This window comes from uncultured Acinetobacter sp., from assembly GCF_947624825.1.
Classification (GTDB): domain Bacteria; phylum Pseudomonadota; class Gammaproteobacteria; order Pseudomonadales; family Moraxellaceae; genus Acinetobacter.
Map to the genome: position 1 here is coordinate 1 of NZ_CANQLZ010000064.1, position 12,286 is coordinate 12,286.

The 12,286-nt window shown below is 41.0% G+C and carries 11 protein-coding genes and 1 pseudogene; 11 read left to right on the forward strand and 1 reads right to left on the reverse strand.

Annotation, left to right across the window (positions count from 1 at the left end; all coding sequences use genetic code 11):
* The 3 genes and pseudogenes from Q0017_RS11795 to Q0017_RS11805 all read left to right on the forward strand — a co-directional run.
* Window positions 1-315 (forward strand): annotated as a pseudogene (locus Q0017_RS11795) (4-hydroxy-2-oxovalerate aldolase); the annotation flags it as partial.
* A 398-nt stretch (window positions 316-713) separates the two neighbouring features.
* Window positions 714-1,997: an OprD family outer membrane porin gene (locus Q0017_RS11800; RefSeq protein WP_298147046.1), complete on the forward strand. Its 1,284-nt coding sequence runs from the start codon at window positions 714-716 to the stop codon at window positions 1,995-1,997.
* A gap of 275 nt (window positions 1,998-2,272) precedes the next feature.
* Window positions 2,273-3,133: an alpha/beta hydrolase gene (locus Q0017_RS11805; RefSeq protein WP_298147048.1), complete on the forward strand. Its 861-nt coding sequence runs from the start codon at window positions 2,273-2,275 to the stop codon at window positions 3,131-3,133.
* A gap of 353 nt (window positions 3,134-3,486) precedes the next feature.
* On the opposite strand, the gene hcaR is transcribed toward Q0017_RS11805, so the two are convergent.
* On the reverse strand, window positions 3,487-4,392 hold the full coding sequence (hcaR, locus tag Q0017_RS11810) for a DNA-binding transcriptional regulator HcaR (RefSeq protein ID WP_298147051.1): 906 nt from the start codon (window positions 4,390-4,392) through the stop codon (window positions 3,487-3,489).
* Between the two features lie 281 nt (window positions 4,393-4,673).
* Between hcaR and hcaE the strand changes: the two genes are divergently transcribed.
* From hcaE to Q0017_RS11850, 8 genes are all read left to right on the forward strand, one after another.
* Window positions 4,674-6,041, forward strand: coding sequence for a 3-phenylpropionate/cinnamic acid dioxygenase subunit alpha (gene hcaE, locus Q0017_RS11815; RefSeq protein ID WP_298147053.1), 1,368 nt, complete (start codon window positions 4,674-4,676; stop codon window positions 6,039-6,041).
* Window positions 6,038-6,556, forward strand: coding sequence for a 3-phenylpropionate/cinnamic acid dioxygenase subunit beta (gene hcaF / locus Q0017_RS11820; protein WP_298147056.1), 519 nt, complete (start codon window positions 6,038-6,040; stop codon window positions 6,554-6,556). The genes hcaE and hcaF overlap by 4 nt, the downstream gene beginning before the upstream one ends.
* Window positions 6,556-6,882 (forward strand): 3-phenylpropionate/cinnamic acid dioxygenase ferredoxin subunit, encoded by a 327-nt coding sequence (gene hcaC / locus Q0017_RS11825; RefSeq protein ID WP_298147059.1) that lies wholly within the window; start codon window positions 6,556-6,558, stop codon window positions 6,880-6,882. Before hcaF ends, hcaC begins: the two co-directional genes overlap by 1 nt.
* A gap of 2 nt (window positions 6,883-6,884) precedes the next feature.
* Entirely contained in the window at window positions 6,885-7,703 is an 819-nt protein-coding gene (hcaB, locus tag Q0017_RS11830; protein ID WP_298147062.1) for a 3-phenylpropionate-dihydrodiol/cinnamic acid-dihydrodiol dehydrogenase, read from the forward strand.
* A gap of 60 nt (window positions 7,704-7,763) precedes the next feature.
* On the forward strand, window positions 7,764-8,726 hold the full coding sequence (locus Q0017_RS11835) for a 3-carboxyethylcatechol 2,3-dioxygenase (RefSeq protein ID WP_298147065.1): 963 nt from the start codon (window positions 7,764-7,766) through the stop codon (window positions 8,724-8,726).
* Window positions 8,727-8,736: 10 nt separating this feature from the next.
* Window positions 8,737-9,963 (forward strand): 3-phenylpropionate/cinnamic acid dioxygenase ferredoxin--NAD(+) reductase subunit, encoded by a 1,227-nt coding sequence (hcaD, locus tag Q0017_RS11840; RefSeq protein WP_298147068.1) that lies wholly within the window; start codon window positions 8,737-8,739, stop codon window positions 9,961-9,963.
* Between the two features lie 71 nt (window positions 9,964-10,034).
* Window positions 10,035-10,946, forward strand: coding sequence for an EamA family transporter (locus Q0017_RS11845; protein ID WP_298147075.1), 912 nt, complete (start codon window positions 10,035-10,037; stop codon window positions 10,944-10,946).
* A gap of 194 nt (window positions 10,947-11,140) precedes the next feature.
* Complete coding sequence (locus Q0017_RS11850; protein WP_298147072.1) at window positions 11,141-12,196, forward strand: MBL fold metallo-hydrolase; 1,056 nt, start codon at window positions 11,141-11,143, stop codon at window positions 12,194-12,196.
* Window positions 12,197-12,286: the final 90 nt, after the last annotated feature.

Here is a 12,286-nt window from a genome sequence, read left to right on the forward strand (position 1 = left end):
TTGTTCATCGCAGTTGCAAACCGTATGGGTATGGACACTGGCGTTGACTTGTTCAAAGTACAAGACGTTGCTGAAGACCTTGTGATTCCAATGATGCACAACCCAATTCGTGCAGACCGTGATGCAGCAACTTTAGGTTATGCGGGTGTTTACTCATCATTCCTATTGTTTGCTAAACGTGCTGAAGCGAAATATGGCGTATCTGCTCGTGAAATTTTAATGGAACTTGGTCGCCGTGGTACGGTTGGCGGTCAAGAAGACATGATCGAAGACTTAGCTTTAACAATGGCAAAAGCGCGTGAGCTTCAAGCTTAATTGTTAAAATTTGAGTTTTAAAAAAAGCGTCCTTAATGGGCGCTTTTTTATGCTTAAATTATATATAAAAAATATCATCTTAGATTATTTTGGTCTTATTAAAAATAAATTACAAAAATAATCCTCCGCTTGCTTAAAGTTAAAAACACTTAAAGGTTGCTGATTAAAGCAGCATGATCAAAATAAATAAAAAAAATACTCTAATAACAAATGTTTATATTGGTTGTTTTGCTGAGTTACTTTAAGGAGTTATTGAAAAAAACTCTAATTCATCAAAGCACTTGATCTTTAAATAGTGGTAGCTAAATTGAGTTTACTACTCTAGTCGGATTTTTTTATCACAGTGGTTTTTGCATCATGAGCCCCTAAGCCCACGTAGACTTTTTAGGAATTTAGCCATGCGTCGCCAATCACTATGGATAGCCATCTGCGCAGCAACTTTTGCAACGACTGCAGCACAAGCAGATTTTATTGACGATAGTAATGTTCAACTTAAATTTAAAAATTTCTATGTTGACCGTGATTTCAATAAAGACACCAATGCCAATAGCAAAGGCTATAGCAACTGGACACAAGGTGTGATTTTAGATGCAAAGTCTGGTTATCATGATGTGGGTGCAGGTATTCAAGTGGGTGCTGATCTATTGGCGCAATATGCGATTGGCTTAAAATCGCAAGGTGCTGTGGATGATATTCACATGCCATATGACTACAACAAAAAAGAAGTTAAAAAAGACAATGCAAAGTTAGGTGCAACCTTAAAGGTGAAAGCCGGACAAACAGAATTAAAGGTGGGTGATTTATTACCAATGTCACCTGTGTTGTTCTTTGACCCATCACGTCAATTGCTGACCACATACAGCGGTGCTTGGTTAGAATCAAAAGATATTAAAGATACCAAATTAACCTTAGCGTATATTGATGGCATTAATGCACGTTACGATAATCAATATCAAGATTTGACTTTATTCCCAAATAACAATTTTGCACAAGCAGAAGCTCAAAATAAAACAACTGATGACGGCATGTATATTCTTGGTGTTGATCATCAGTTTACCCTTAAAATTGGTGCTAGCTACTGGTATGCCGATGTCACCAACATCTACCAACAGCATTATGTAGCTGCGACTTTAAAAACCAATTTAACTGAACAAACTAAACTTGACGCACATGTTCGTTATTTTGATAACAGTGAATCAGGTGATAAGTTATTTGGTGAGATTGATAGTCAAGCCGTGTCAGCAGGTGCAAAAATTAATCATGGCATGCACACAGTTCAATTGGGCTATCAACAAATGTTTGGTGAACACGGCAATCAAGCCCCTATGTTCCCAACGCTTGGTGGTTGGGTTGCCCAACCTTATTTAGACAATTGGTCGGTGGCAAGTTTTATTCGTAAAGATGAGCGCTCTTGGAGTTTAGGTTATACCTATAACTTTGCCGACGCAGGTGTACCCGGTTTAACGACAACCGTGCGTCATTTCCGTGGCGACAACATTGATATGGGCGTAAATAAACGAGAAGGTAAAGAAAACGAAAATAATCTAATCGTAAATTATGTAGTGCCAGAGGGTAAACTTAAAGGTTTAGGCTTTAACTACATGTTTATTGATACCAATTATAACTTCGCAAATGACCTACAAGAGCATCGTGTTGCGACCACCTATAGTTATAAGTTCTAATTTAGGGTTGAAAAAAGAGCAGCCTAAGCTGCTCTTTTTAAGCTTCAGTATTTTTTAATGAAATACCTGAGCAAAATTAGGGAATTGGCTTTTACTAAAAACTTTACAAAACAACAGCTTAAATTATCGTTTTTTTATACGATTTGATCGTAAATTTATATCAGTTTTATTGGTTTGAACAGGTAATATGGATAGGTTAAATCAGTTATAAACTGAAAAAAAATTGCGAAGGTTGGGGCAACCCAGCAGCGTTTTACGCTATACGAGGAGTAAGTATGAGCACTGTTCAAATCCCAGAATATAAAACTGATTCATTCTTTGGTTTAGAAGACAAATGGATCGAAACAGCTGAAGGCGAGTTAACGCATTACCATGAAATTGGTGAAGGTACGCCTATTTTATTCTTACATGGTTCAGGTACTGGTGTATCTGCTGCGGCAAACTGGTGGTTAAACCTACCTCAAATTGGTGAACAAGCGCGTTGTATCGCAATTGACACCATTGGTTACGGTCAAACTGTTGTAGCGCCAAATACTGCATATGGTATTCGTGCTTGGGTTGATCACGCTGTACGTACTTTAGATGCACTTGGCATTGAAAAAACATGGTTAGTGGGTAACTCACTTGGTGGTTGGTTGGCATTCCAATTTGCAATTGATTATCCAGAGCGTGTTTTAGGTATTGTTTCTATGGGTACAGGCGGTGCAGTACAAACTGCTGCGCTTAAAGCTCATGCAAACCCAGTGTTAACTGTTGAAGGTGTTAAAAAGACACTGTCTATGTTTGTAGTTAACAAAGATTTGATCACGGATGAGCTTGTTAAAGTTCGTTACGAGTCAGCTGCAAATGACTACGCTTCAAACCGTTTAATGGACGTTGTTGGCGCACGTGACCGTGACCGTTTCGAATTCCCATTAGATTTCGAAAAAATGAAAGAGATTACTGTTCCAGTTCTTCTTATTCACGGTACACAAGACGTTGTTATTCCAGTATCACGTACTTGGGACATTTTAAATGTGGTTCCAAATGCTGATGCGCATATTTTCAGCCAATGTGGTCACTGGTCACAAGTTGAAAAAGCAGATGAATTTAACACTGTGATCAAAAACTACCTTGCGGTACACGGTGTAAAATAAGCTTTAATCAAAAAAAGGGTGGTGCAAACCATCCTTTTTTTTCAATCATCACTTGCGTTAATTTTATAAATGAGTGTCATTATCAAGTAATATGGGTTTTACGGTAAAAATCCGCTTTTACAGGCACACTTAAGTATTAGACTTAAGTTGTAGATGGAGCATAAATAAGATCTGCTTTATCTTGAAACATTTACATACTTATTTTTTTGTAACCGATTTAACTCAATTATAAAAAAAAGAGTTTAGACTTAAGTCTGAATTGTATGTATTTTGTGCAAAATAGGGCATAAAAAAACACCATTATTCTCGTATAAAATAATGATGCTTTTCACATACTGTGTCATTGCTAAAAATTATTCAGCTTCGCGATTAAAACCAAGATAGAAAACGCGCGTTAATAACTCAATAAATTTGGTTACAGCAAGCGATGTACTGTTCTTACGATAACTGACATATAAATCAAGATGCGGCAGCTCTACATCTAATGGACGAATCACGGTATTGCTCATGGTGAGCGGCGCAATATAGCCCGGTAAAATTGTGCAACCAAGTCCCATACCAATAGAGTTGATATTAAACAAGATGTTATCTGCTTTTTGAACAATATTAAGCTCAATATTGTTGCTTTTAGCAAAGTCTAAAATCAAGTTGTGCAGGGTTTGCGATTGTTCCATGGCAGGAATAATAAAATCAATTCCGTTCAAGGCTTTGACTGGAATGCGCTCGTATTTGGCTAAAGGATGATCCTTGGGCAAAATAAAGATTAGGGGCTCACGCAGTACAAATTGGCTCTCAATTTCGTCACTTTGCAGTTTTTGACGGGTAAAAGTGATATCGAGTTCACCTTTTTTGATCGCTTTACTCTGATCTGAGTTGTTCATACTCAGTAATTCAATTTTTAAATCAGAGTTTTGCACGCGTAAATTTGGCAATACATAAGGGAAAATTTTCATTTCCGCCACAGGCACAAAACCAATGCGTAACATTTGCTGTTTGGCTTGAGACACTTGACGTGCCATAGCAACCGCTTTGTCAGCTTGTGCAAGGGTTAAGCGCGCTTGTTCTAAGAACACGGCACCCTCTTCAGTGAGCTCCACCTTACGTTTAGTACGATGTAATAACTTTACGCCCACATCTTCTTCTAAGTCTTTAATTTGCTGACTTAAAGAGGGTTGCGCTGTATAGAGTTTTAAAGCCGCTTTACTGAAGTTGAGTTCTTCAGCTACGGTAATAAAATATCGAAGGTGTCGTAATTCCATATCACCAGTCCAAAGAGTAATCCAAAAAATGTCTTACTATGATTTCTGTTTAGTATAATCTATAAACAACTATTTGGAGAAGATTATTCTGCCATTTAGGAAATAAATACATTACAAGTCACAAGAGCTGATTTAATAGTTAGACAACAAAAAATAATAATCTGTAAAATATCTTAATTAAAACAAAAAAAATATTTCACTATCGCTGTTCAAAAAACGATTATCGTCTCAAGTTGAGTCTATTACTTTTTGTGCCTTTACTGGACACAGGAGAACTTTTCATGAGTGGAAAAATTGATGTGCGCGAAATCGACGCTTTAGTCGATGCACAAAATGGTCGTCTTACGCCATCTATCTATACAGATCCAGACATCTATGAATTAGAACTCGAACGTGTGTTCGGTCGTACATGGTTGTTCCTTTGTCACGAAAGCCAAATTCCAAAGGCAGGTGACTTCTTCAATACCTATATGGGTGAAGATCCAATCATCGTGGCACGTCAAAAAGACGGTTCAATTAAAGCATTCTTAAACCAATGCCGTCACCGTTCTATGCGTGTAAGTTTCGCTGACTGTGGTAATACACGTGCGTTTACTTGCCCATACCACGGCTGGTCTTATGGTATTGATGGTTCATTAAAAGATATCCCGCTTGAAGATCGTGCTTACCCACATGGTGCATGTAAAGAGCAATGGGGTCTGGTTGAAGTGAACCGCGTTGAGTCTTACAAAGGCTTAATCTTCGGTTGCTGGGATGAAACAACACCTGACTTAATCGAATACATGGGTGATATCGCTTGGTACTTAGATGGCGTTGTTGACCGTCGTCCGGGTGGTACTGAAATCATCGGTGGTGTGCATAAGTGGGAAATCGACTGTAACTGGAAATTTGCAGCTGAACAGTTCGCATCTGACCAATACCACGCGTTATTCTCGCATGCATCTGCAATTCAAGTACTTGGTGCCAAACCTGATGATGAAGCATCTAAAAAATTAGGTGCAGCACAAACGGCTCGTCCAGTATGGGAAACAGCAAAAGACGCGATCCAATACGGTTCACGCGGTCATGGTTCAGGTTTCTTCTTTACAGAAAAGCCAGATGCTAACGTATGGGTTGACGGTGAAGTTGCAAATTACTTCCGCGAAACTTACGAAGATGTAAAAGAGCGTTTAGGTGAAATCCGTGCTTTACGTCTTGCAGGTCACAACACCATGTTCCCAACATTGTCTTGGTTGAACGGTACTGCAACACTTCGCGTATGGCACCCACGTGGTCCAAACAAAACTGAAGTGTGGGCATTTTGTATTGCTGATGCTGAAGCGTCTCAAGAAGTGAAAGAAGCATTTGAACGTTCTGCAACACGTGCCTTTGGTCCAGCTGGTTTCTTAGAGCAAGATGACTCTGAAAACTGGATTGAGATCCAAAAAGTATTACGTGGTTATAAAGCGCGTAAAAACAAACTCATCGTTGAAATGGGTAAAGGTAACGAGAAATTCCGTGAAGACGGTATTCCAGGTATTACCAACTACATTTTCTCTGAAACAGCAGCGCGTGGTATGTACCGCCGTTGGGCAGATTTATTAATCCATGAAAAATGGGAAGACGTGGAAAAAGCGGCTGACGAATACGAGAAGGAGCTTATGAAATGAGTCAAATCAGCTTAGAACTTCATCACCAAATTAGTCAGTTCCTCTATCGTGAAGGCAAATTGCTTGACGATTGGAAATTCCGCGATTGGTTAGACGTAATGGCTGACGATGTGTCATACACTTTACGTACTACACCAAACGCTCAAACCCGTGACCGTCGTCGTTCTGTTGAACCACCTACAACTTGGGTGTTCAATGAAACGAAAGATCTTTTAGAACGTCGTGTTGCTCGTCTTGAAACCGGTATGGCATGGGCTGAAGAGCCGCCATCACGTACCACGCATATGGTATCAAACGTGATTGTAGAGCCAACTGAAGTTGAAGGTGAATACGATGTGTACGTAACTTATTTGTTATACCGTACGCAAAAAGAGAAAGACGTTGTTATCTATTGTGGTAAACGTCATGACAAGATCCGTCAAGTTGAAGGTGGCTTAGGCTTCCAAATCTTCAACCGTAAGATCATGCTTGACCAAGTTACTTACAACTCACATAACCTGAGTGTGTTCTTCTAATGAATAAAATTTTTGTTTGCCAAGTTGACGAATTAGACGAAGGCGAAGCGCTAAAAGTAGATTGTGGTGTTAACGGTATTGATGCCTTAGCAGTATTTAACAACGGTGGCGAATTCTTCGCGATGAACGACCGTTGTTCACACGGCAACGCTTCTATGTCTGAAGGTTACCTTGAAGATGATGGTACTGTTGAGTGCCCACTTCACGCTGCACGTTTTTGCTTAAAAACGGGTCAAGCGTTATGTTTACCAGCGACTGATGCAATCCAAACTTTCCCAGTTGTGATTGAAGATGGCGCACTATACGTAGAGATGGCAGGAGAGTAATCATGGGTTGGCTACAAGGTGAAGTTGCACTTATTACCGGTGGTGGTTCAGGCTTAGGCTGGGCGCTGGTTGAACGTTTTTTAGAAGAAGGTGCACAAGTTGCCGTACTTCAACGTTCAAAAGCAAAGGTTGATGCATTAAATGAGCACTTTGGCGGTAAAGTTCTTGCGATCGAAGGCGATGTAGCCAGCTATGAAGACAATGTCCGTGCTGTTAAAGCGACCGTTGAGCGTTTTGGTAAACTTGACTGTTTCGTAGGAAATGCCGGTATCTGGGATCATTATGCCGATATCGTCAATACTTCGGGCGAGCAGCTTGAAAAAGCTTTTGATGAAATCATGGGCATTAACACCAAGTCTTTAATCCTTGGTGCCAAAGCTGCGCTTGATGAATTAGTTAAATCTGAAGGGTCGATCATATTTACTTTGTCTAATTCAGCATTGTACTCAGCTGGCGGAGGCCCTGTATATACAGCGTCTAAGCATGCTGGTGTGGGTATTATGAAAGAATTAGCCTATGAGCTTGCGCCTAAAGTACGAGTGAATGCGGTTGCCCCATCAGGTATGAATGTCAATATCAAAGGTGCTGCGTCACTGGGTCAAGAAAACGTAGGTTTACTTGATGCGCGTGATCCTGAAAAGATTGCACGTGGTATGCCACTGAATTTCTTACCAGAACCAGAAGATATGACAGGTTCATATGTGTTATTGGCTTCGCGTCAAAACAACCGTCCATTGACTGGCGTATTAATTAACGCTGAATGTGGTTTAGGTATTCGTGGTTTACGTCAACCACGTGCTGGCTTCTTTGACGAAATCTAATTTTTCACATTGAACTTACTTTGGCAGCCTTTATGGCTGCCTTCCGTTTAGGAGTCTCACATGGCCGTTAAACTTATTTGTGCATCGCACAGTCCATTAATGGAATTCGCTTCACCGCAAGAAAAATATAAAGAAGACAAAGTTCGTGAAACTTTTGCCAAGCTTGCACAAGAAGTTGAAGACTATAATCCAACACTGATCATTACCTTTGGTCCTGACCATTTTAATGGTTTTTTCTATGACTTAATGCCAAGTTTCTGCGTAGGTATTCGTGCCAAAGCTGCAGGTGATTGGGATTACGGTAAAGACAACGATCATATTGATGTGCCTGAAGATACAGCACTGAATTTGGTTCGTCGTGTGTTAGATGAAGGTGTGGATGTTGCGTACTCATATCGTATGCAGGCCGACCATGGTGTGACTCAGCCATTACATTTCTTATGTGGTGGCCAGCTTGATCGTTATCCAACGATTCCGGTATTTATTAATGGTGCTGCAGCACCGATGCCAACCACAAAGCGTACCATTGCTTTAGGCCGTGCTGTAGGTCAGTTTATCAAGTCTTTAAACCTTGATAACGAGCGTGTACTGGTATTGGGTACAGGTGGTTTATCGCATGATCCACCAACGCCGCAAATGGGTGCTGTACCACCAGAAGTGGAAGAGTTCTTAATTGCAGGTCGTAACCCAAGCGAAGAAGCGCGTAATGCACGTCAAGGCAAAATTATTGCTGTAGGTCAAAAATTGGCAGCAGGCGATAAGTCAGTTGCTGTACCTCTTAATCCTGAGTGGGATCGTGCTTTACTTGAAACGTTCAAGAAAGCTGATTTTGCCACAATGGAAGCGATGACAGAAGCGGAAATCCGTCGTGATGGCGGCCGTGGTGGTCAAGAGGTTCGTTCGTGGATGGCAGCATTTGCAGCACTTCATGAAGTTGGCGAATATGACATGACTGCACACTGCTATGAAGACATTAGCGAGTGGATTGCAGGCTTTGGTATTGTCTCTGCAGAATTGAAATAAGGAATAGCACATGAGCGTTGAAACCATCGTTATTGTTGGTGCTGGTCAAGCCGGTGCTAGCGCAATTTTAGAACTTCGTGGCAATAAATACGAAGGTAAAATCATCTTAGTGGGCGATGAAACGCATCTTCCTTATGAGCGTCCACCGCTATCTAAAGATGTGATTCTAAAACCTGAAGAGACTAAAATCGAAATTTTGTCGGAAGAAAAACTGGCAGAACTTGGTGTTGAAGTCATTCGTGGCAATGGCGTGGTTAAAATCAATAGCGACGCAAAAACTGCTGAACTTAAAAATGGCGATGTGATTGCATTTGACAAGCTATTGCTTGCCACTGGCGGTGCAGCACGTCGTTTACCAAATTTTGATGCTTTGGGTAAACACGTTTACACCTTGCGTAACCTAGAAGACTCACAAGCACTTGTACCAGTATTACAACCCGGCAAACGCATCATCTTAATTGGTGGTGGTGTGATTGGTTTAGAACTTGCATCATCTGCACGTTTTAAACAATGTGACGTGACTGTGATTGAAATGGGTGCAATGGTGATGGGTCGTTCATCACCACGTATCTTGAGCGAATTTTTCTTGGCTCAGCAACAACTCGCAGGCGTTGATGTACGTTTATCAACTGCCATTGCAGATTGCAAATTAGATGGCGAAGAAGTTGTGGTCACTTTACAAGGTGGCGAAGAGCTACGTGCTGATGCTGTAGTGTATGGTATTGGTATTGTGCCAAATGCACAGCTTGCGGTTGATGCAGGTTTAGATGTTGATTTTGCGATTAAAGTCAATGAAAACTGCCAAACCTCACATCCTGATATTTATGCAGCAGGTGACGTTGCTACTCAGCTTCGCGCCGATGGCGAGTTCCGTCGTGTGGAAACATGGGAAAATGCTAACTTACAAGCAGGCATCTTTGCACGTCACGTGATGCAAGTTGAGCATCCTGTTGCTAATCCAGCATGGTTCTGGACGGATCAACTGGATATCAACTATCAGTTTGTTGGTGATATGGCAGCGAGCGAGTGGTTAGTTCGTGGTGAAATTCAACCTGAATTACGTCAAGAATCATCATTTGTATTGTTTGGTGTGACAGACGGCGTGATTGTGGGTGGTATTACTGTCAATGCTGCCAAAGACATGCGTCATTTGAAAAAACTCATCAGCAAGCAAGCTGCTTTTGAAGCCGATAAATATTTAGACTTGAGCCAAGATTTACGTAAACTTGTTAAATAAGTTTTAGGTTATTGTCAAAGAGCAGACCTTGGGTAACTAAGGTCTGTTTTTTTATGCCAATTCAAAACTCAATGAGTAACATTATGAAAGCATCTTTGCCGCTTACGGCAAGTATCTACGCCTTATTGGTGTTAATTTGGGCGACCACACCTTTAGCGATTGTGTGGAGTGTGGCAGAAGTGCATCCCATGTGGGTGTTGATTATTCGTTATTTTGGTGCCTGTATCATTGCTTTAGGCTTACTTGCGCTTATGCGTAATCCACTGCCTTTTGATGCCACGTCAATGCAAAGCTATGTGGCAGGTAGCTTAAATTTAATTGGTGCACAGCTATTTATTTACTTGGCTGCTAATTATTTAACTTCTGGATTAATGGCACTAATCTTTGGTTTTTCACCCCTGATTGCAGGTTTAATTGGGCATGTGATTTTAAAAACCCATAAATTAATCTGGATACAATGGTTAGGTATGGCCATTGCGGTGGGTGGTTTAAGTTTTGTTTTTGCCGATTCTGCCGACACCCAAGTGAACCCTTGGGGTGTGGTATTAATGCTAATTAGTATGGTGTCTTATATCAGCTCGATTTTTTGGGTTAAACAAATTAATGCGCCGCTTAAACCGATGTCACAAGCCACGGGTTCTTTGCTTGTATCAGCTTTAGCTTCGTTGTTGCTGATACCATTTATTTGGCAGCATTTCCCAACGCAAATGCCAAGCACACATGCTTGGATTGGTTTTGGCTTTACCATGATCATGTCATCTATTGTGGCAATGCTGTGTTATTTCTGGTTGATTCGTCGTTTGGCAGCTTCAACTGTGTCATTAAGTAATGTGATGACACCCATTATTGCCTTAATTTTAGGTGCGACCTTAAACAATGAGCATATTAGTAGCCATGCTTTTATTGGTATTAGCATTGTGATGTTGGGTATTGTGTTGTATTTCTTTAAAGAATGGCGTGAACAATACTTGGCAAAATCCTAACAAGAAGCGTAAGCTTCTTTTTTTATATTGGCAACAAAAACACTGCGTAAACTTGTATCAAATTTAGCTAAGATACGACAAGCTGATTATTTTATCGCGGCTTAATGCAAAAAGTGTCGCACTATGGCAAAGTGCAATCATGACGCGATAGATGCCCACATGTTCGCCTAAACCATGCTTAGAACTTGGATGCCATGAAACAAGATTTACAACAACATCACTTCCAATTGCCGACGCTTTCTTGTTGGACGCATACGTGGCGTCAACCCACGTTCGACTATTTGCATTCTGACCATTACGATGGACAGGTGTTTTTTAATCCCGGTAATCCGCCTGAAGCACCCACGCGCGGCAGTTTAGTCAAATGGCTGCTACGACGTAAACGTGCCACATGGCAAGTCGATTACTCAGCCGAGTTGGAACAACGTCTTGGGGCAGGGCGTAATGTGCCCCAAGCACGTCCGCATGCAGGTTTAGATGATTGGCAAGTGTGGTTTATTGGGCATGCCACAGCGCTAATACAAATTGGTCCTTATAACTTTTTAACTGACCCGATTTGGGCAGAGTATGCAGGTCCACAGCAAGGACGTGGGCCAAAACGGATGTCTCCGGCAGGTATTGCGCTAGAAGAGCTGCCACCGATTGATGCCGTGCTAATTAGCCATAATCACTATGATCATATGGATGTTGCCACACTGACATGGTTGCATGAAAAATTTGAGATGCCAATTTTTACGGGTTTAGGCAACGCATGGTATTTGCCAGATCATTTTAACGTGGTGGAGCTAGATTGGTGGCAATGGCAAGAGTTTGGTGAGTTTAAGGTTATTTTTACCCCAGCCCAACATGCCTCAGGGCGTGGTTTACGTGATTATAACCGCGCTTTATGGGGAGGCTTTGCCATTAAGCATGGTGCAGATTACTGTTTTTTTGCAGGCGATACTGGTTACTCAAGTCACTTTAAAACCATTCATCAGCGCTTAGGCGCACCACGTGTAGCATTGTTGCCACTTAATTGCTATCCACAAAAAGATGTGTTGCGTTATTTACATTTAAGTCCGACCGATGCTTTGCAAGCGCATAAAGATTTGCATTCTAAATGTTCGGTTGCGGTACGTTATCGCACCTTTCAGGTCAATACTGAAGCACGTGAACAATCTGAGCACGAGTTGATGAAAGCCATGAATAAAACCTCTAAATTTATCAATCCGTTTTATTGCTTACATGAAGGCAAAAAAATTATTGTATAAAAAAACCGCCATATTAATCTGCACCCCGAAAGTTGGACACTCTCAGTCTAATTTAAAGGGTGCTTTTTAATGGCTAAATATTCTCAAGAA